Origin of the sequence: Sulfurifustis variabilis (genome assembly GCF_002355415.1) — a bacterium.
Classification (GTDB): domain Bacteria; phylum Pseudomonadota; class Gammaproteobacteria; order Acidiferrobacterales; family Sulfurifustaceae; genus Sulfurifustis; species Sulfurifustis variabilis.
In genome coordinates, this window is the sequence record NZ_AP014936.1 from 3,298,358 (window position 1) to 3,316,915 (window position 18,558).

General features: G+C 69.4%; 22 protein-coding genes. All 22 read right to left on the minus strand.

Features of this window, described 5'->3' with window-relative positions; all coding sequences use genetic code 11:
* Window positions 1-228 precede the first annotated feature (228 nt).
* Window positions 229-426 (minus strand): YHS domain-containing protein, encoded by a 198-nt coding sequence (locus tag SVA_RS15930; protein ID WP_169924211.1) that lies wholly within the window; start codon window positions 424-426, stop codon window positions 229-231.
* 7 nt (window positions 427-433) lie between these two features.
* Window positions 434-2,755, minus strand: a complete 2,322-nt coding sequence (locus tag SVA_RS15935; protein ID WP_096462158.1) for a CHASE domain-containing protein — start codon at window positions 2,753-2,755, stop codon at window positions 434-436.
* 81 nt (window positions 2,756-2,836) lie between these two features.
* Window positions 2,837-3,946 carry an ABC transporter permease gene (locus SVA_RS15940; protein WP_096462159.1) on the minus strand — a complete coding sequence of 370 codons (1,110 nt, stop codon included), beginning with the start codon at window positions 3,944-3,946 and terminating at the stop codon, window positions 2,837-2,839.
* Complete coding sequence (locus SVA_RS15945) at window positions 3,946-5,058, minus strand: ABC transporter permease (RefSeq protein WP_096462160.1); 1,113 nt, start codon at window positions 5,056-5,058, stop codon at window positions 3,946-3,948. The genes SVA_RS15940 and SVA_RS15945 overlap by 1 nt, the downstream gene beginning before the upstream one ends.
* Window positions 5,055-6,956 carry an ATP-binding cassette domain-containing protein gene (locus tag SVA_RS15950; RefSeq protein WP_179948797.1) on the minus strand — a complete coding sequence of 634 codons (1,902 nt, stop codon included), beginning with the start codon at window positions 6,954-6,956 and terminating at the stop codon, window positions 5,055-5,057. Before SVA_RS15950 ends, SVA_RS15945 begins: the two co-directional genes overlap by 4 nt.
* A gap of 45 nt (window positions 6,957-7,001) precedes the next feature.
* Window positions 7,002-7,961, minus strand: coding sequence for an HlyD family secretion protein (locus SVA_RS15955; RefSeq protein ID WP_096462162.1), 960 nt, complete (start codon window positions 7,959-7,961; stop codon window positions 7,002-7,004).
* Window positions 7,962-7,975: 14 nt separating this feature from the next.
* Window positions 7,976-9,343, minus strand: coding sequence for a TolC family outer membrane protein (locus SVA_RS15960; RefSeq protein WP_096462163.1), 1,368 nt, complete (start codon window positions 9,341-9,343; stop codon window positions 7,976-7,978).
* Window positions 9,344-9,352: 9 nt separating this feature from the next.
* A complete protein-coding gene (locus SVA_RS15965; RefSeq protein ID WP_197703259.1) occupies window positions 9,353-9,814 on the minus strand; it encodes a hypothetical protein in 462 nt (153 codons plus the stop codon).
* Window positions 9,815-9,869: 55 nt separating this feature from the next.
* Window positions 9,870-10,265, minus strand: coding sequence for a DoxX family membrane protein (locus tag SVA_RS15970; RefSeq protein ID WP_096462165.1), 396 nt, complete (start codon window positions 10,263-10,265; stop codon window positions 9,870-9,872).
* Window positions 10,266-10,309: 44 nt separating this feature from the next.
* On the minus strand, window positions 10,310-10,759 hold the full coding sequence (locus SVA_RS15975) for a hypothetical protein (RefSeq protein WP_096462166.1): 450 nt from the start codon (window positions 10,757-10,759) through the stop codon (window positions 10,310-10,312).
* A 25-nt stretch (window positions 10,760-10,784) separates the two neighbouring features.
* Window positions 10,785-11,219, minus strand: coding sequence for a hypothetical protein (locus SVA_RS19955; RefSeq protein WP_096462167.1), 435 nt, complete (start codon window positions 11,217-11,219; stop codon window positions 10,785-10,787).
* Window positions 11,220-11,295: 76 nt separating this feature from the next.
* Window positions 11,296-11,967, minus strand: coding sequence for a methyltransferase family protein (locus tag SVA_RS15985; protein WP_096462168.1), 672 nt, complete (start codon window positions 11,965-11,967; stop codon window positions 11,296-11,298).
* Window positions 11,964-12,194, minus strand: a complete 231-nt coding sequence (locus tag SVA_RS15990) for a DUF2933 domain-containing protein (RefSeq protein WP_096462169.1) — start codon at window positions 12,192-12,194, stop codon at window positions 11,964-11,966. Before SVA_RS15990 ends, SVA_RS15985 begins: the two co-directional genes overlap by 4 nt.
* Window positions 12,184-12,558 (minus strand): NfeD family protein, encoded by a 375-nt coding sequence (locus SVA_RS15995; protein ID WP_148665524.1) that lies wholly within the window; start codon window positions 12,556-12,558, stop codon window positions 12,184-12,186. Before SVA_RS15995 ends, SVA_RS15990 begins: the two co-directional genes overlap by 11 nt.
* 19 nt (window positions 12,559-12,577) lie before the next feature.
* A complete protein-coding gene (locus tag SVA_RS16000) occupies window positions 12,578-13,258 on the minus strand; it encodes a methyltransferase family protein (RefSeq protein ID WP_096462171.1) in 681 nt (226 codons plus the stop codon).
* Window positions 13,255-13,488, minus strand: coding sequence for a DUF2933 domain-containing protein (locus tag SVA_RS16005; protein WP_096462172.1), 234 nt, complete (start codon window positions 13,486-13,488; stop codon window positions 13,255-13,257). The genes SVA_RS16000 and SVA_RS16005 overlap by 4 nt, the downstream gene beginning before the upstream one ends.
* Window positions 13,485-13,742 (minus strand): hypothetical protein, encoded by a 258-nt coding sequence (locus SVA_RS16010; RefSeq protein WP_096462173.1) that lies wholly within the window; start codon window positions 13,740-13,742, stop codon window positions 13,485-13,487. The genes SVA_RS16005 and SVA_RS16010 overlap by 4 nt, the downstream gene beginning before the upstream one ends.
* A 26-nt stretch (window positions 13,743-13,768) precedes the next feature.
* Window positions 13,769-14,146 carry a cupredoxin domain-containing protein gene (locus SVA_RS16015; protein ID WP_096462174.1) on the minus strand — a complete coding sequence of 126 codons (378 nt, stop codon included), beginning with the start codon at window positions 14,144-14,146 and terminating at the stop codon, window positions 13,769-13,771.
* Window positions 14,143-16,797 (minus strand): heavy metal translocating P-type ATPase, encoded by a 2,655-nt coding sequence (locus SVA_RS16020; RefSeq protein ID WP_096462175.1) that lies wholly within the window; start codon window positions 16,795-16,797, stop codon window positions 14,143-14,145. The genes SVA_RS16015 and SVA_RS16020 overlap by 4 nt, the downstream gene beginning before the upstream one ends.
* Window positions 16,798-16,816: 19 nt before the next feature.
* Window positions 16,817-17,053 carry a glutaredoxin family protein gene (locus tag SVA_RS16025; protein ID WP_096462176.1) on the minus strand — a complete coding sequence of 79 codons (237 nt, stop codon included), beginning with the start codon at window positions 17,051-17,053 and terminating at the stop codon, window positions 16,817-16,819.
* 41 nt (window positions 17,054-17,094) lie between these two features.
* A complete protein-coding gene (locus SVA_RS16030) occupies window positions 17,095-18,219 on the minus strand; it encodes an NAD(P)/FAD-dependent oxidoreductase (RefSeq protein ID WP_096462177.1) in 1,125 nt (374 codons plus the stop codon).
* Window positions 18,220-18,254: 35 nt separating this feature from the next.
* Window positions 18,255-18,497 (minus strand): SHOCT domain-containing protein, encoded by a 243-nt coding sequence (locus SVA_RS16035; RefSeq protein ID WP_096462178.1) that lies wholly within the window; start codon window positions 18,495-18,497, stop codon window positions 18,255-18,257.
* Window positions 18,498-18,558 lie beyond the last annotated feature (61 nt).

Genomic DNA, 18,558 nt, shown 5'->3' on the forward strand with positions numbered 1-18,558 from the left:
ATTCTAACAGCGAGGGCCCGGGCGAGCGGCGGCATCCCCGGGCCCCCCCGAGCCAGGCGCTGGAAGGTCGACTCCGTGTCCCGGGGCCGGCGACACAGCGCCCATATATAATGATACGCACCCCGGTTCTTCTCGATCGACCGGCGAGAACGTGCGCTTGCTGAGCCATAGGCCGCCCGAGCTGCTGCCTTGTCCGCACGAGACGCTCGCGTCTCGGCTCCGGATCGCTCAGGTCTCTTCGGCGCCATCCCGCGATCCCTGCTCGCCGGCATACTGCGCCGGCGCCCGATCGAATTTCGCCAGGCAAGCGGGGCTGCAGAAGTAATACATCCGTCCCTCGTACACGCGCTTCCCTGCCGCCTGTTCAGGGTCCACTTGCATTCCGCACACCGGATCTCGCTCTATGGCACACCTCCGTCGGCACATCGGGTCATCATTGCCGGCGCCCGTGCGGCGGCGCATGTCCGCCGGACGCCGAAGGCCGGGCCGGGAGCGCGGCCAGCAGCTTTTCCAGGGCGTCGACGCTCGCGGGCTTCGTGAGATGCTCGTCGAAGCCGGCGTCCCGCGCGCGCTCCCGGTCGCGCGCCTGCCCGAACCCGGTCAGCGCGCACAGGAACAGCGGTTCGCGCTGCTGCGCCCGCAGGCGTCGAGCCACTTCGTAACCGTCCATCCCGGGCAGGCCGATGTCGATGAACACGACCTCGGGCACGAAGATGCGGGCGGCCTCGAGCGCCGCGGGCCCGTCGGGCACCGCGCGTACTTCATGCCCCAGGAGCTCGAGCAGCATCCGGAAGCTTTCGGCGACGTCGCGTTCGTCCTCGACGACCAGGATCCGCCGTGCCGCGGGCCGCGCGCCTGCGGCCGTCACCGGCACGGCTGCCCTCGCCGCGTCGCGCTCCTCGAGCACCGGCAGGCGCACCGTGAACTTGGCGCCCTCGCCCGGACCCCCGCTCGCGGCAGTGAGCCGCCCGCCGTGCAGCGCCGCCAGCTTGTGGGCGAGGTTCAGACCGAGCCCCATTCCCCCGGCGCCGCTGCGGCGCTGCTCGTCGGACAGGTCGAAGATTCGTGGCAGCACCTCGGGCGGGATGCCGGCACCGTAGTCGCGCACGCGCACGACCGCGTCCGCGCCTTCGCGACCCAGGCCGACCTCGATACGACCCCCGTCCCCCGCGTACTTCACGGCGTTGTGCAGCAGATTGCCGACGACCTGAACCAGCCGCGCGCGGTCGCCTTCGACCAACAGCGGCTCGGCTGGCGGCGCAACCGACAGGACCTGATGCCGCGACTCGACGAGGTGCTGGACCGTCTCCAGCGCCCGCGCCACGACATCCGTGAGGTCCACGCGCTCCTTTTGAAGCGTGAGCTGCCCCCGCGCGATGCGGCCCACGTCGAGCAGGTCATCGATGAGGCGGGTGAGCTGGTTCACCTGGCGCTCGATCAGCGCCTGCGCCCAGGCGACCGTCGCGGGGCTCAGCCGGGGCTGGCGCTTGAGCACCTGCACGGCATTGCCGATCGGCGCCAGCGGGTTGCGGAGCTCGTGCGCCAGCATGGCGAGAAACGCGTCCTTGCGCCGGTCGGCCTCGGCGAGCTGGCGGGCCACCGCCTCGCTCTGCTGCCTCCGCGCGCGCTGCACATGCAGGTAGCACGCCACCAGGAGGGTCACGAGCAGTCCGCCGCCCAGGGCCGCGGACGGCAGCCAGCCGGGCCGGAGGGTATAGCCGAGGACCGGAACGAAGCTGAAGGACAGGGTGTGACCGGCCGTGTCGATGACGTTCTCCACCGTCGGCACTGCGGGCCCGAGGCCGCTGCGCGCGAGCGCGACGACGCCGGGCGCCTGCCCGCCAGGACGAAAATACAGCAGCTCGCGTTCGCCCGCGGGGCTGGTCTCGTAGACCGAGACATCGAGCCCGGGATCGCCAGCCTTGCGCAGGGCTGCGTCAACGAGGTCGCTCCAGCGGGAAACGCCGGCGACGACGCCTACGAAGTGCCGGCGACGGGACGCGAGATCCTCGGTCGATACTCCTCGGCGGTATACTGGATAGAACAGGACCTCGAACACCGGACGTCGAGGGTCCTCCACCTGGTGCGCGGCGAAGGCCGGACGGCCGGTGTCGCGCGCCTGCTCGATCGCCTCGAGCTCGCGCTGCAGCGAGGCCAGGTCGAAACCCGAGAGGTGCCAGCCGTGGATCAACGGAAAGACCGGCGGCTGCGTGCCGGCGTGCGCGGGCGGCTCGTCGTGCAGGACAGGGAAGTATTCTTCCCGTGAGGGCGCCGGTACCAGCCGACCGGCGTCGTCGAGGACATGGATACCATACTGCGGATACTCGCGCCGGGCGCGCGCCTCGAATACCGCGCGCTCGGGGCCACTCACCCGCGGGATCCAATGGAGAGCGACGAGCGCTTCACAGCCGGAGAGCAGCGGCTGCGCGAGCCGCGTGAACTCGGCGGCGGTGACCCTGCCGAGGGCAGCGCCGTGCAGGACCGCAAGAGAGCGCGCGCCGTCCAGCTGATGTTGGAAGCAATGGTCAACCTCGGAAGTGACTTCGCCCACCACCTCACGAAACGCCAAGTCGACACGGTCGCGCTCCCAGAGTTCCAGGCCCCGGTACGCGAGCACCGACAGCGAGCCGCCAAGTATCACGGCCAGGACGACGGCCGGATACGTGCGCCCGGCGATGCGGTCCCGATGCGCGCCCCGCGCCCACAACCGGGGCTTCGCCGACGCATGCCCTTGCCGGGTTCTGAACCGGGTCACGCAACGCTCCTTTGAGCATAGCGCTCGGCATCAGACGGGCTGCCGGATCCCGGATCGTTTCCCATCGCACCCATTTTTTCGTCAGGCCATCCGCCGGCGGAGCCGCCGGATGGCCACGGTCAGCAACAGCGCGCCAATCAGTCCTGTGGCGGCCAGGCGAGGCCAGAGTGCGTCGAGCCCGACGCCCTTGAGGAAGAGTCCTAGCAGCGACTCCATGTAGTGGCGCAGCGGGCTGAGCTCGGCCAGGTACTGGAGCCACCGCGGCATGCTCTCGAGCGGCACGAGCGTGCCCGAGAGGAACAGCACGGGAAACAGCACGAGGAAGGACACGAGGAGCGCCTGCTGGAGCGTGTCCGTGATCGTCGCGACAAGGATCCCGATGCCCATGCTGCTCAGCAGGAAGACGGCCGAGAACAGTACGAACAGCAGGAGGCTCCCGCGCAGGGGCGCGCCGACGAGGGCGGCGATGACCAGGCTCGGAAACAGCGCCACCAGGCCGACGATCAGCGGCGGCGCCATCTTGGCGGCGACCAGCTCGGCGGGCCGCGCCGGCGTGACCAGGAGCTGCTCGATCGTCCCCGACTCCTTCTCGCGCACGATGCCGGCCGCCGCGGTGATCACGCCCACCATCATCCCGGCCAGCGCGATCATCGACAGGACCATGAAGTGGCTGTAGGTGAGCTGCGAGTTGTACCAGACGCGCGGCCGGTTCTCGACCGCGAGGCGGCCGCCGTGCGGCGCCCGGTGCTCGAGCGCGAAGCGCAGCACGATGCGCTCGGCGTAGCCCTTCGCGACGCTCGCCGTGTTCGCGTTCGAGCCGTCGAGGATGAGCTGCACCGCGGTCCTTTCGCCCCGGACCAGGCGCTCCCCGAAACCGGGCGGCAGCACGATCGCCGCGAGCACTTCGCCGCGATCGAGGAGCCGCGCCAGCTCAACCTCGCGCGCCACGCGGTGGTCGACCCGGAAGTAGCCGGAGCGCTCGAAGCGGTCGACGAGCTGGCGGCTCGCCGCCGAGCGGTCGAGGTCGCGCACCGCGGTCGGGAGGTCGCGCACATCGAACGAGAGCGCGTACACGCACATCAGCACCTCGATCGTGTAGAGGTACAGGATGAGGAGCAGCATCAGTCGGTCGCGCAGGAACTGAATCAGCTCCTTGCGGGCGAGCGCGAGTCCCCGGCCGCGCGCCGCCATCACCCCACCTTCTTACGGAAGAGCCGCGTGGTGAACGCGAACACGACGGCCGTATAGAGGACGAGCAGCGCGAACTGCGGCCAGAGCACGGCGAGGCCGACGTCCTTCATTGCGATGCCACGCGAGATCTCGATGAAGTAGCGTGCCGGGAAGAGATACGTGTAAAGCTGCATCATCGCCGGCATCGTGTAGATCGGGAAGAGAAATCCCGAGAAGAGGAACGACGGCATGAGGGTGAGGACGAGCGCAAGCAGCATGGCCACGAGCTGGCTGCGCGTGACGCTCGAAATGAGGAGCCCCAAGCCCACGGTACACACCACGTAGATGAGGGTCGCAGCCAGGAACAGGGGGAGGCTCCCGCGGAACGGCACCTCGAACCACCACAGGCCGGCCGCGAGGATCAGCAGCATCTCGAGGAAGGCGATCCCGGCGTACGGGATCGCCTTGCCGGCGATGAACTCGAAGGGCCGGATCGGCGAGACGAAGATCTGCTGCACCGAGCCGGCCTCCTTCTCGCGCACGACGGCGAGCGCGGTGAGGAGCGGCGGGAAGGCCATCAGGATCACGCCGAATAGCCCGGGAACGATGTAGTTCACGCTCTCGAGGGGTGCGTTGAACCACACCCGGGCATCGAGCACGACCGGGAGGGGTACGGATTTGCCGGCCGGCGTCTGCGCGAGCGCGAAGCTCTGGACGACGGCCTCGGCGTAGCCGACCACCACCATCGCGGTGGCCGAGAACGATCCATCGACGAGTGTCTGCACCACCGCCGGCTCGCGCCGCGCCAGGCGCCGCGCGAAACCTTCGGGGATCACGAGCACGAGCCGCACCCGCCCGCGGTCGAGCAGCTCGCCGATCTCGTGCTCCGCGCGGATCTCGTGCGCCAGCCGGAAGTAACCCGAGCGCGGGAAGGCGTCGATGAGCGCGCGCGAGGCCGGGCTCCGGTCCTGGTCGTAGACCGCGAGGCGAGCCTCCTCCACATCGAGCGATAGCCCCGCGCCGAAGAGGTAGAGCATGATCAGCGGCAGCAGGATCGCCACGGCGATCGTCACCGGATCGCGGCGGATCTCGCGCGCCTCCTTCCAGACGACCGGACCGATGAGGCTCTTCATCCGGCCGCGCGCTCGCGTTCGCGGAGGAGCGCGAGGCGCTCCTGCTCCATGCGGACGAACACCATGAACACGTCCTCGATCCCGAGCGGCACGCGCTCCACGCGCCGCACGACGTGCCCGGCCTCCTGCAGGCGCGCGAGAATGCGCGGCCGTGCGCGCTCGGCATCGTCGACGAGCAGGTGCAACCGGTCGCCGAAGAAGGATGCCTGCACGCCCTCCTCGTCGCGGAACAGCGCGAGCGCCGGGACCGGCTGGTCGCATTCGAGCTCGAGCATCTCCTCCGCGCGCATGCCCGCGCGCAGCTCCTCGGGCGCACCGAGGGCGATCAGGCGCCCGTTGTAGAGAAGCCCCAGGCGGTGGCAGTGTTCGGCCTCGTCCATGTAGTGCGTGGTGACGAACACGGTGACGCCGCGCTCGGCGAGGCGTGCGATCAGCTCCCAGAAACGCCGGCGTGCGAGCGGATCGACGCCGGCGGTCGGCTCGTCCAGGAACAGCACCTCGGGTTCGTGCAGCACGGCGCAGGCGAGTGCGAGGCGCTGCTTGACCGCCCCCGATAACGCGCGCACGAGCCGCCCCTCCTCGCCCGCGAGTCCCGCCAGACCGAGCGCCCAGGCGCGGCGCGCGGCGAGCGCGGCGCGCGGCACCTCGTAGACATCGGCGAAGAAGTCGAGGTTCTCGTGCACGGTCATGTCCTCGTAGAGCGAGAAGCGCTGGGACATGTAGCCGATGCGCGCCTTGAGCGCGCGCGCCTCGCCGCCCACCTCGTAGCCGGCGACCGTCGCGCGGCCCGCGCTCGGGGCGAGCAGCCCGCAGAGCATCCTGATCGTGGTCGTCTTGCCCGAGCCGTTCGGGCCGAGGAAGCCGAAGATCTCGCCGCGTGCCACCGTGAAGCTCACCCGGTCGACGGCCGTGAAGCGTCCGAAGCGCCGGGCGAGCTCGCGCGCCTCGACCGCCGGGCCCGGGCGCGGCGCGCCCCGCGTGGGTGCGGGCGGCGGGGGCAGCGGGGGCGCCGCTTCGGCGAGGCGCGTGACGAACACGTCCTCGAGGCTCGGCGGCACCTGACGCACCGCGGTCGCGGCGATCCCGCGCTCGGCAAGCGTCGCAGCCACCGCCTCGGCCTGGACGCCGGCGTCCACGCGCAGGTGGATGCGTTCGCCGTAGACGTACGGGCGCGACCGCGGAAAGGCCTCGCCGAGGACCGCGAGCGCCGGACGCTGGGGGCGGGCGGCGAGCTCCAGCATCGCCCCCGGCATTCCGGCGCGCAGCCGGGACGGCGCGTCGCAGGCGATCAGCCTGCCTTCGTGCATCAGCCCGACGCGCGTACAGCGTTCCGCCTCGTCCATGTACGGCGTCGAGACCACGATGGTGGTCCCCGCGATCAGGGCCTCGTAGAGGATATTCCAGAACTCGCGCCGCGAGACCGGGTCGACGCCGGTGGTCGGCTCATCGAGCAGCAGCAGCTCGGGCTCGTGGATCAGCGCGCAGCACAGCGCGAGCTTTTTCTGCATGCCGCCCGAGAGCGCGTGCGCGAGCCGGTCGCGGTGCGCCTCGAGCCGCGCGAAGGCGAGCAGGCGCCGCTTGCGCTCGGTGCGGGATGCCTCGGGCACGCGATGCAGGCGTGCGAAGAAGTCGAGGTTCTCCTCGACGGTGAGGCGCCCATAGAGGGTGAAACGCTGCGACATGTAGGCGATGCGCGCGGTGATCTCGGCCGCCTCGCGCACGCTGTCGTAGCCGAGCACGGTTGCCGTCCCGGCGCTCGGGTCGAGGATGGCGGCGAGCATCTGCAGCGTGGTGGTCTTGCCGGCGCCGTCCGACCCGATCAGCCCGAAGACTTCGCCGCGCCGGACGGCGAGCGCAAGGTCGACGACCGCGGCACGCTCGCCGAAGCGTTTGGTCAAGCCACGCGCTTCAATCGCCGCCTGCGGCACGACCGGTGCTCGGCCTCACCCCGGCACGACGAGCCGCTCGGGCCACTCGGCCTGCGGCTCCCAGCGGATCCACGCATCGGCCGGCATCCCCGGCTTCAGATGACCCTCGCCGCCCTCGAGCGCCAGCATGACCCCGAACACCAGCCGCGCGCGTTCGTCCGGCATGTGCACATCCTTCGGCGTAAACTGCGCGCGGGGATCGACACGCGCCACGCGCGCCTCGAAGTACCGATCCGGGAAGGCGCCCACGCGCACGCGCGCGGGATCGCCGAGCCGGATCTTGGCGAGCTCGCGCTCGGGCACGTACACCTTGAGCTCGAGCTGCGCGAGGTCGGCGAGCACCGCGATGACGCGGCCCGGTGTGGCGAGCTCGCCGACCTCGATCCCTTTCGTGAGCACCGTCCCGGCGATGGGCGCGCGGATGACCGTCTTGTCGAGCTGCGAGCGCAGCAGCTCGACTTCGCGTGCGGCCGCCTCGCGCCTTGCCGCCGCCTGGGCCAGCGCCGCCGTGAGCGCCTCGACCTGACCTCGGGCCTCGCGGAAGCGGTTCTCCGCCTGATCCAGCATCTGGGCAGAGACATCCCCGCTCGCGCGCAGCTTCCGATAGCGTGCAAGATCGGCCTGCGCGGTCTGCAGATGATGCCGCCAGGTGCGCAGCTGCTCGGCCGCCCGTTCCTGCGCACGCGCCGCCGCCGCGACGTTCGCCTCGGCCTGCTTCAGGCGCGTGCGCAGATCGGTCTCGTCGAGCCGGGCGAGCACCTCGTTCGCCTCGACCGTGCGCCCTTCGACGAGCCGGCTTTCCAGCACGCGTCCGGTGACCTCGGCCGTGACCTGCACCTCGGTGGCCTCGATGCGACCGCTACCGTAGAGAAAGCCTTCGGGCAGGGCTGGCGGGGAGAGCCACAGGAAGAGCGCGTAAGACAGCCCCGCCAGCGCGAGGAGCGCTACCAGAGTCCACAACCAGGTCCTGCGCATGTCGGGCCTCGTCGCTAGGGGGCTTCGAGCAGCGCGTCGACGGCGAGGAGCTCGGTTTCAGTGAGCCCGCCGACGAGGGCCATGAGCCGCAGTCCCGCGAGAATCGCCGCGTAGCGGGACGCCGCGAGCTCGCGGCGCGCGCCGTAGAGCTGCTGCTGCGCGTTGAGCACATCGAGCGCCGTGCGCGTCCCGGCGGCGAGACCTCGCTCGGCTGCTCCGAGCGCCGTCTCGCTCGAGCGCACGGCCTGCTCGTAGGCCTGCGCCTGGGCGATTCCGTTCTCGAGGCCGAGATACGCCTCCTGCGCGTCGAGCCGCGCCTGCCGCGCGGTCTCGTCGCGCTCGTGGCGTGCCTGCTCGTAGCGCGCCGCCGCCTCGCGCACCTGAGAGCGGAGCGCCCCGCCCGCGTAGAGCGGCATCTGCACCTGCACCCCGACCGACCCCGCGGTCGTGTCGACACCAATGCCGAAGACGCTGTCGTTCTCGCTCGCGTCGGCGTAGTTCGCGACGAGGTCGAGCCTGGGCTCGCGCCCGCCCTCGCGCCGCGCGAGCTCCTGCCGCGCCACTTCGACGGTCTCGCGCGCGATCGCCGCAGCGAATCCCGATTGCTCGGCCGCGTCCGCCCAGTGCTCGGGGTCTTCCGGCCGAGGCGGCACGAGCGCGACGGGGGCGCGGAGCGGCGCGAGCGCGCTCACGGATCGCCCGAGGAGCTTGCGCAGCGCCTCTCGGCGGACACGCACCGTGTTGCGCGCGCCGATTGCCCGGGCATGAACGAGGTCGAAGCGCGCCTCGGCCTCGCGCACGTCGGTGATCGCCGCGACGCCCGCCTCGAAAGTGCGCCGGACGCGGTCGCGCAGCGCGGTGACCGCCGCGAGCTCGGCCTCGAGGTGACGCAACGTATCCTCGGCGAGCAGCGCGTCGAAGTACGCCTCGGACACGCGCAGAATCAGCTCCTGCAGCGCGACCGCGTAGCCGATCTCGGCCTGCGTGGCGAGCGCCTGCGACTGTCGGTACCGGGCGAGCTTCGCCCGGTCGTAGAGCGGCTGGTTCAGCTCCACGCCGTAGCGGTTACTGTTGTAGGACCGCGTGCCGCTCGGAAGGAGCGGGTGGGGCCGCTGGAATTCCACGTCGAGATCGTTGTAGGTCGTATCCGCCCGGAAGCCGAGCGTCGGCAGGAGGAGCGCGCGACCCTGTGCGCGTTGCTCGCGCCCGGCCCGGAGAGCCGCGCGCGCGGCGGCGATGCGCGCGTCGTAGGCCGCGGCGAGCCGAAACGCGCCGGCGAGCGTGAGGAGATCGGGCGCACGCGACGCATCGGCTGCGCCGGCGCCTGTCGGCAGCCCCAGGGAGAGGACAATCAGCAGGAATACCCGTCCGGCGCCCTGCACCGAGTTCCCTTATCTTCGCGTCCAGTTGAACACGGCGGGAATCGCGCGCTGCGAGCCGGGCAGCCGGACACGCAGCTCGATGCGGTAAGGGCCCGCTCCCGCCATGTAGAAGTACCCGCCGTAGCTCATGGCACCGGCGATCTCCATCGGCTCGAGCCGCTTCTCGGTGGCCGGCGATCCCTTGCCCGCGACCCTGGCGGTGACGTCGGCATCGGTGATGCGTTTGCCGCTCTTGGCATCGAAGAGCGCGATGACGATATGGTTCTCGCCTGCCGGCACGCCGTCGTGCATCTGTCGCTCGGCATGTTCCGGGCCATGGCCGCGGACGACCTGCGCCGGGACCACGCCGAAATAGATCGCGACGCCGTCGACCACCTGCTGGTGGAGCTGCGCCTCCAAGGGCGCAATCACGGCGAGCGCGAGCAGGGCGCCCAACCACCGGTAGACAGCGCGGGACGTCCGACTCTTCATTTTGACCTCCGTGACATCTTGTTGACCGCCGGGATCGATCGAGCCGCGTCTAATCTCATCCCCCCGCGCTCAGCAGCGTGTCGTGCCGGCGCAGCAGAAAGAGCGCGAGGAACGCGGCCAGCACCGGGATCGCCGCGATGAACAGGTGGCCCTCGCCGAAGGGCGACAGCAGCTCGCGCCAGCTCGCCGCCGTCGATAACGCGTGCACGAGGAATCCGAGGCCGTAGCTCAGCGTCTTCCATGCGCCCGCGAGGATCGCGAGCGCCAGCACGACCTCCAGCCCGCCCGCGAGATACACGGTTCCCGTCCCGGCGGCGATGCCGTAGAACTGCGCGAATACGTCGACGCTCGTCTGCGGCGCGACGAGCTTGTCGATGCCGAACAGCAGCAGGAACGCGCCCAGACCGATGCGCAGGATCAGCAAGGGAACGGAAATCTCTTTCGTGTTCATGATTCACCTCCGTCCGGGCCGCGAGGCATTTTCCCCGCCGGCCGTCACGACCTCGCCCACTCGAATCGCGCCCGCACCGGCCGGGCTCGCCCCGGCAGCCGCACCTCGAGATCGATGCGGTAAGGCCCCTGCCCGGCCAGATACACGTAGTTGCCGTAGGTGGCTGCCCCGGCGACGACCATCGGCTCGAGCCGCTTCTCGATCTTCCGGTCACTCCCGGTGATCGTCGCAGCGACCTTCGCGCGCACGATGCGCTCGCCGGTCTTCTCGTCGAACAGCGCGACCATCAGGTGACTCTCGCCCGCCGCGATGCCGCCGTGCATCTCGCTCTCCGGATGCTCGCGCGGGTGGCCGCGCACGAGCTCGGCAGGGACCACACCGAAGTAGATCGCGACCCCGTCCACGATCTGGCGATGCCCGCCCACCGCGCCGTGGACGGGCGCGAGCAGGGCGAGGATCAGCAGGCCGGGGAAGATAGCGTGTCGCGCGCGCATGACGTTCGATGGCCCGCCAGGACACTCAAAGCCCGCGGTGCGACGGTCCGCCCGGGTACGGCATCATGTCGTCCATCTGCTTGCGCATCTGGTCCATCTGTTTGTCCATGTCGGCATCGGTCATCATCCCTTTGCCCGCCATGCCCGACATGCGATCGAGCATCGTCGCCATGGTGCGCATGCGCTCGGCGATCTGCTTCTGTTCCGTGGCGCTCAGCTTCCCCTGCGACATGTGGCCCGACATCTCCTTCATCTGTTTGGCCATGTCGCTCATCATGCCGCTCATCTTCTGCGCGCCGGGACCCCCCATTTCACCCATCATCCCGCCGCCCTGGCCTCCGCCCATCATTCCGCCCTTCTGTCCGCCCATCATGCCGCCGGTCTGGGCGTAGGCGCTCGCCATCCCGAGCAGAGCGAGCCCCAGACCCACTGCGATTGCTTTCCGTACCGTCTGTTTCATTGCCGTTTCTCCTTCTTGCTGGTTTGCGTGTGCGCCGCTGCCGGCGCGGTTGCGGGGATTCGATCCCCGGGGTCCTTCAATCCCCGCCTTTTCCCGGTCGCGGCACGATGAGCCGCTTCCACTCGGGAAGAAAGGCCGGCGTGCGCGCGGCATAGCTGCGATACGCCTTCCCGAACCGTGCCTCGACCTCGCGCTCCTCGCGCCGGGCGAGGCGCACGTACATGTAGAGAAGTACCGGGAACATGAGAAGCGTGAGCAGCGTCGGCCACTGGACGAGGAAGCCGAGCATGATGAGCACGAACGCCACGTATTGCGGGTGGCGCACGTATGCGTAGGGGCCGGCGGTCGCGAGCGTGCCGCTCTTCTGGGCGGCATAAAGCACGCGCCAGGCCGAGGCGAGCAGCCAGAAGCCGCCGCCGATGAAGGCAAAGGAGAGCAGGTGGAACGGCCCGAAGTGCGGATTGCTCTTCCAGCCGAAGAGCATCTCGAGCAGGTGCCCCGCGTCGTGCGAGAGCCAGTCGACCCCGGGATAGCGCGACTGCAACCAACCCGAGAGCAGGTAAATGGTGAGCGGAAAGCCGTACATCTCGGCGAAGAGCGCGACAATGAAGGCGGACACCGCCCCGAACGAGCGCCAGTCGCGGGCACTGCGCGGCTTGCTGAAGCTGTAGAGGAAGATCAGGAACACGGCCGAGTTGATGATCACCAGCGCCCAAAGGCCGTAGGCGGCTGTCGCATCGGGACTCATGGACGGTCCCCTTTCGGCGGCTCGTGACCGCCGTGCCCGTGGCCGCCATGGCCGAAGAGGTGCAGCAGCGGGCAGAGGGCGAGCAGGATGAACGGCAGCGCGCCCAGGGCGTGCGCCCGGTGCTCGGTGAGCAGGAAAAAGCCGGCAATGACGAGCAGCCCGAGGAATGCGAGGCCCGTTCGCGTGCGGTACCAGGAACGCGGTGCCTGCCCGTGGTCATGCGCCATGCGCCACCTCCTTTGATCCGTCCCGTGCCTCGGCGAGGCGCGCAACGTTCAGTACCAGCCCGTCGACCCCGAGCACCCGTATCTCGTCCCCCGCCCTCAGGGCATCGCGGGACTCGGCGTTCCAGAGCTCGGCTCCGAGCTGAACCGTGAGCCGGCGTCCGCCCGCGTTCACCACCCGCCCGCGGCCATGCAGGATGGCCTCTCGGCCCGTTTCCACCGGACGGTGCGCCGAGCGCAGTGCGAGCCCATAGGTCCACACGGCTACGGCAAAGATCACGGCATATACCGGCGCGGCGACTTCGATCGGCCACAGCCAGAAGACGGGCAGACCCAACATCGGCAACAGGAGAAGCAGATGACACACGGGTATCCCTCCGGCCAGGTCATTTCGGCATGTCGGTCGGATCGAGTTCAGGCACCCGGCGCCACCGGGGCAGAAACCCCGGCGTGTGCGCCGCGTAGCGGCGATACACCTCGCCGAACCGGGCTGCGATCTCACGCTCCTCTCGCCGGGCGAGGCGCACGTACATGTAGGCGAGTACCGGGAACATGGCGAGCGTAAGCAGCGTCGGCCACTGGAGCAGGAAACCGAACATGATGAGCAGGAACGCGAGATACTGGGGATGGCGCACGTACGCGTACGGACCTTCGGTCGCGAGAGCGCCCATCCGCTGCGCGGCGTACAGCACGGGCCAGGCGCGCGCCAGCAGGAAAAACCCGCCGATGATGAGCGCGTAGCTCAACAGGTGAAACGGGCCGGTGTGCGGGTTGGCGCGCGCGCCGAACAGCATCTCCAGGAGATGACCGGCATCGTGCGAGAACCAGTCGACCTGCGGGAACCGCGTCTGCAACCAGCCGGCGAGCAGATAGACCGTCAGGGGAAAACCGTACATTTCGGCGAAGAGCGCCACGAGAAATGCCGATACACCGCCTAGTGCCCGCCAGTCACGAGCGCGCCTGGGCTGCGTAAAGCTGTACAGAAAGAGAATGAACACGAGCGAATTGATGATCACGAGCGACCAGAGGCCGTACGCCGGGAACGAGAACGTCGCATGCGGCGTCATCGCCGACCTCCTAACTTCGCCATCGCGCCATACCCATGTCCTCCGTGGCCGAAGAGATGCACCAGCGGACACAGGGCGAGCAGAATCAAGGGCAGCGCACCGAGCGCGGGGTGCTCGGTGAGCGGAAAAAAGGCGGCAATCGCCAGGAAACCTGGAAACGTCAGGCCGATACGCGAGCGCCAGAAAGTCCAGGCCGCCGTGTTGTCTGCTTTCGCGTGAGCCTGGTTCATTTTGCATTTCCCTGCTTGGTTCCCCGCCCGCGGCGCGTCGCGCCCTCTCTTGCCTGGTCGACTGGACCCAGTACGCGGCCTGCGAGCCACCAGGTGTAGATCATCGCGCCAACGCATCCGATCGCGATCGCCGCCGCGACTGCGGTCACGACCGAGAAACCGAAGCGCAGCCAGGCCCACACGGCCAAACCGACCATGGCGATCGCAAAGCCGGCGAGACCTGTGCTCATCGACCGGGTATGCCAGCCATCCATCACCGCCTCCTCGCGCGACTCTGCGCTCACTCGACGATCAACTTGCCGCGCAACATGCCCATCTGGCATGCGAACTCGTACTCGCCCGGCTGATCGGGCAGGAACTCGACCGGCACGGTCTCGCCCGTCGGCAGGCGCGTGCTCTTGTTGAAATCGGGCAGCAGCACCATCTCGGAACAAGCCGCCGTCTCCTCGCGCCGGAAGTTGAGCCGCACCGGCTTGCCGTGTTCCACCACGACCACGTCCGGCGTGTAGCCGCCCTTCACCAGGATCATGGCCTCCTGATAGCCGCCCGAGGTCAGCGCCGCGCGCGTGCCTTTCGCCCGCTTCATCCAGAAGAACCAGACGATGAAGGCGACGAGCGCGAGGCCCAGCGCCGTGACCATCCAGCGGTCCGGGGTCATGCGATGGCCTCCTTCGGCTGGAAGTAGCGCAGCCGGTTGGCGTTGGTGACGACCGTCACGGAGCTGGCGGCCATGGCGGCCGCGGCGAGTATGGGCGAGAGGAGAACCCCCAGAACCGGATACAGCACTCCCATCGCGACCGGGATGCCGAGGGTGTTGTAGATGAACGCGCCGAACAGGTTCTGGTAGACGTTGCGCATGGTCGCGCGGCTGATCTGCATGGCCGTCACCACGCCCTTCAAGCTTCCTTTAATAAGGGTGATGTCGCTCGCCTCGATCGCGACGTCCGTGCCCGTCCCGATCGCCAGGCCGACGTCCGCCTGAGCGAGGGCCGGGGCGTCGTTGATGCCGTCGCCCACCATGGCGACGGTCTTGCCTTCGAGCTGCAGCTTTTGGATCTCGTGCGCCTTGTCCTGGGGCAGTACTTCCGCCAGCACGCGGTCGACCCCGACCTGCCGGGCGATGGCGCGGGCCGTTCGGGCGTTGTCGCCGGTGATCATGATGACCTCGAGCCCCATCCGCTTGAGGGCGGCGATCGCCGCCTGCGAGTCGGGCTTCACGGTATCGGCCACGGCGACGAGACCCGCCGCGCGCCCATCGACCGCGAGATACATGGGCGTCTTGCCTTCCTCCGCGAGCCGCTGCCAGTCGGTCTCGAGCGCGGCGCTGTCCACACCCCGGTCCTTCATGAGCTTGGCATTGCCAAGCAGCACCGCCCGGCCCTCCACCTCGCCGCTCACCCCGTGACCGGGGACGGCGGCGAAGTCCGCGGCGTCGGCGAGCGCGAGCCCGCGCTCCTGCGCGCCGCGCACGATGGCCTCGCCGAGCGGGTGCTCCGAGCCGCGCTCGAGCGAGGCCGCGAGGCGCAGGACCTCGCCCTCCTCGAAGCCCGCCACCGGGACGACGTCGGTCAGCGCCGGTTCGCCCCGGGTGATGGTCCCGGTCTTGTCGAGCACGATGGCGTCGAGCCGTTTCGCGGTCTGGAGCGCGTCGCCCGAGCGGATGAGGATGCCGTTCTCGGCGCCCTTGCCGATGCCGACCGTGAGCGAGGTGGGCGTCGCGAGCCCGAGCGCGCACGGGCAGGCGATGATGAGCGTGGTGACGAGCACGATCGTCGCGTACACGATGCGGGGCTCGGGCCCGATGTCGTACCACGCCACGAACGCCAGCACCGCGAGGATCATCACGGCGGGCACGAAGTAACCGGCCACGCGGTCGACGACCCGCTGGATCGGCGCCTTCGAGCCCTGCGCGTCCTGGACCATGCGGATGATGTTGGCGAGCGCCGTGTCCTTGCCGACCTTGGTCGCGCGGAACCGGAAGCTCCCGGTCTTGTTGAGCGTCGCGCCGATCACCTCGTCGCCCGCGTGCTTCTCGACCGGGATCGACTCGCCGGTGATCATCGACTCGTCCACGGCGCTCGATCCCTCGAGCACCTGACCGTCGACCGGGATCTTCTCGCCCGGGCGCACCACGACCGTGTCGCCGACCAGCACCTCTTCGACGGGGATATCCTGCTCCCGGCCGTCGCGCAGCACCCGCGCGGTCTTCGCCTGCAGGCCGATGAGCTTCTTGATCGCCTCGGATGTCCGACCCTTCGCCTTGAGCTCGAGCGCGAGGCCGAGCACGACCAGAGCGACGACCACGGCGGTCACGTCCCAGAACACCTCCGCAAGCGCCATCTCGGGGAAAAGCTGCGGGAAGGCCACGGCAGCGACGGAGTACAGGTATGCGGCGGTGATCCCGACGGCGATCAGCGTGTGCATGTTGGCCGAGCGGTGCTTGAGCGCTGCCCACATGCCGCTGAAGAACTGGGAGCCGGACCACAGCAGCACCGGCAGCGTGAGGAGCCCGAGCAGTGCCCAGACGATGCGGCGGGCGGCGCTCCCGGGCGCCAACCACTCGCGCAGACCCGGAATGAGGTCGGGGTAGCTGAAGGCGATGACCGGCACCGAGACGGCGGCCGCGAACCAGAACTTGCGCATGAGGGTGCGGTACTCCTGCCGCCGTTCCCGCTCCTGCTGGTCAATGCCCTCCTCGGTGGCCGCCGTCGCCTCGGTCGCCTCGTAGCCGCTCGCTTCGATCGCGCGCTTCAAGCCCTCGAAGTCGACGACGCGCGGCTCGTAGATCACGTCGGCCACCGGTTCGGCCGGATTCACGGTCGCGGAGAGCACGCCCGGCGTACGCGCAAGCGCATCCTCGACGGCGGTCACGCACGAGGCGCAGGTCATTCCTTTGATGGCGAGGCGCACGCGCGCGGCGCCGGCGGTGAACCCGACGCGCCGAATGGCCTCGAGCAGCCGCGCCACCCCGGTTCGCGCGGGATCGTAATCGACCACCGCCACCCCGGTATGGAGATTGACGGCCGCGTGACCGACGCCGGCCTCGGCGCGCAGCGCGTCTTCGATGCGCTGCGGGCAGTCGGGGCGGCGCATGCCGCCGATCGGGATCACCACGTGCTCGCGTGGCGGCGCGGCCGGCTCCACCCGGAACAGCGCGGCATAGTGCTCCGGCTCGGCGAGAAACTTCTTGCGGCAGAACTCGGAACAGAAATGGACCGTCTGACCGCGGTATTCGAGGCGTGCCGGAGCCGTCTCCTCGTTCACGGACATCCCACACACCGGATCAATCGGCTGCCGCTTCACGTCCATCGTCCGAACACGCTCCAGGTCATGTTATTGAACGCGCGGCGAAGAACGTCCGGAGCTCGCCCTCGCTCGGCTGGCCGCGGAAGACGACCTCGTCGTCGACGACGAGGTTCGGCGAATGGCGAATGCTGTACCGGACAATAACCTCCGGGTGCTCCTCGACGAACACGACTTCATAGGGGATGCCGAGGTCGCAAAGCTCGCGCTCGAGGTTGGGGCAGTGGCTGCACGTCCTGGTGGCGATGATCTTGACCGACATGAGGCTCTCTCCATTCGATTGGCGTTTCGTGGCTGCGTGCGTCACGCCGCGGCGTCGCCGCAACGACACCAGATGCAGCCGCACTCGACGTGATCGCAGCTCGCATCCCGGCGTTCGCTCCGGTAGCGCCGCTTCGCCCAGGGCACGAGCGCGCGTTTCAACCGGGACGGGCCGTAGTGACGGCGGAGAAACTCCCTCGCGTCTCCCCGCGCCTGGTAGCGGAGGAGCAGGCCGTAACTGCGATTCCCGACGAGACCGTAGAGCGCCCGGTCGACGATCGAGGCCTCGACGAGCGGGCCGATCTCGCGCCGCCAGGAGGCGTCGTAGTCGCTGCCCTCGATGAGGCTCCGGGCCGCGAGCACGCCCGAGCGGACGGCCAGGCGAATCCCGAAGCCCCAGAGCACGTCCTGAAATCCTGCCTGCTCCCCGGCGACTACGTGCAGGCCGGAACGGGCCGTCACCGGCAGGCGAAAATTGCCCACCCCGCCATGGGGCTGCGGGTTCCGCATTTCCAGGCCGATGAGCCGGCGAAACGCCTCCACCGTGCGGCGCACGTAGAGCTGCTCCTCTTTGAAGCCCGAGTACATGCAGCTCTTCACAGTGCCCCTCTTGCCGAGCACCAGGAGGTAGGCATAACCCTTGGGCGCGAGCGCATCGTCGCAGATCACCCAGAAGCCCTCGGGCATCGTGGTGTCGAAGTGGTACCCGACCGCGATTGCGTCCGCCGCCCGCGGCCCGACGGCGAGCACGCCTGGGCCGTCGAGCCGATCGAGCCGGCTGCGGAAACGGACCTCCACGCCGAGCAACTGCGCCTGCGCGAGCAGCGCGCTGTCGAGCGACCAGGGCGCGGGACCGCGCTCGATCATGTAGAAAAGCGGGGCGCGGCTCTCCACGGGATAGGCCCGTCCCCGGGCGTCGAACGCCGTCCCGTTGCGGCAAGGGAGGCGGGCGAAGTCGGTCGCCAGGCCGAGCTGACGCCACTCGTCGAGCGCGTCCGTCTCGCTCGTCCAGTTCTCGACGCCCTGAAGATCGCACCCGAAGCGATAGCCGACCGTCGGGTGGGCCTCGTGCACCACCACCTTTCGCCCGGCGCGCGCGAACGTGATCGCCGCCGCGAGCCCGGCAGGACCCGCACCCGCGATCTGGATCGTATCCGTCGTGCTCACTTCCGCGCTCCCGGTCGTATGGCCATGGCGCCCCCTCAACGCTGCAACAGATCCGCGTGTCGCTGCAGGTACTCCTCGCGGCTGATCTCGCCGCGCGCGTAGGCCTCGTCGAGCAGCTCGAGCGCGGATTTCTCCTGCCGTTCGACCCGCTGCCAGCCCGACATGTGGCCGCCGCGGTCGAAGCCGTGCCCGCCGCCGTGCCACCACCAACCGATTGCCAGCACCAGCATCGCCGCCAGCATGACGGCCCCGGCGTCGCCCCGTTGATATCGCTTCATCGTTCAGCCTCGCAGTGACTCTGTGTGGCCCGTTCACGGAACTCGACTTCGCTCTTCGCCT

Bases quoted from the DNA above. Each gene is read 5' to 3' on its own strand.
- SVA_RS15940 (WP_096462159.1), bottom strand. From the start codon at position 3,946: ATGGCGGCGCGCGGCCGGGGACTCGCGCTCGCCCGCAAGGAGCTGATT.
- SVA_RS19955 (WP_096462167.1), bottom strand. From the start codon at position 11,219: ATGAAACAGACGGTACGGAAAGCAATCGCAGTGGGTCTGGGGCTCGCT.
- SVA_RS15945 (WP_096462160.1), bottom strand. From the start codon at position 5,058: ATGAAGAGCCTCATCGGTCCGGTCGTCTGGAAGGAGGCGCGCGAGATC.
- SVA_RS15965 (WP_197703259.1), bottom strand. From the start codon at position 9,814: ATGAAGAGTCGGACGTCCCGCGCTGTCTACCGGTGGTTGGGCGCCCTG.
- SVA_RS15970 (WP_096462165.1), bottom strand. From the start codon at position 10,265: ATGAACACGAAAGAGATTTCCGTTCCCTTGCTGATCCTGCGCATCGGT.
- SVA_RS16025 (WP_096462176.1), bottom strand. From the start codon at position 17,053: ATGTCGGTCAAGATCATCGCCACCAGGACGTGCAGCCACTGCCCCAAC.
- SVA_RS15990 (WP_096462169.1), bottom strand. From the start codon at position 12,194: ATGGCGCATGACCACGGGCAGGCACCGCGTTCCTGGTACCGCACGCGA.
- SVA_RS16000 (WP_096462171.1), bottom strand. From the start codon at position 13,258: ATGACGCCGCATGCGACGTTCTCGTTCCCGGCGTACGGCCTCTGGTCG.
- SVA_RS16020 (WP_096462175.1), bottom strand. From the start codon at position 16,797: ATGGACGTGAAGCGGCAGCCGATTGATCCGGTGTGTGGGATGTCCGTG.
- SVA_RS15930 (WP_169924211.1), bottom strand. From the start codon at position 426: ATGTGCCGACGGAGGTGTGCCATAGAGCGAGATCCGGTGTGCGGAATG.
- SVA_RS16005 (WP_096462172.1), bottom strand. From the start codon at position 13,488: ATGAACCAGGCTCACGCGAAAGCAGACAACACGGCGGCCTGGACTTTC.
- SVA_RS16015 (WP_096462174.1), bottom strand. From the start codon at position 14,146: ATGACCCCGGACCGCTGGATGGTCACGGCGCTGGGCCTCGCGCTCGTC.
- SVA_RS16010 (WP_096462173.1), bottom strand. From the start codon at position 13,742: ATGGATGGCTGGCATACCCGGTCGATGAGCACAGGTCTCGCCGGCTTT.
- SVA_RS15985 (WP_096462168.1), bottom strand. From the start codon at position 11,967: ATGAGTCCCGATGCGACAGCCGCCTACGGCCTTTGGGCGCTGGTGATC.
- SVA_RS15955 (WP_096462162.1), bottom strand. From the start codon at position 7,961: ATGCGCAGGACCTGGTTGTGGACTCTGGTAGCGCTCCTCGCGCTGGCG.
- SVA_RS16035 (WP_096462178.1), bottom strand. From the start codon at position 18,497: ATGAAGCGATATCAACGGGGCGACGCCGGGGCCGTCATGCTGGCGGCG.
- SVA_RS15975 (WP_096462166.1), bottom strand. From the start codon at position 10,759: ATGCGCGCGCGACACGCTATCTTCCCCGGCCTGCTGATCCTCGCCCTG.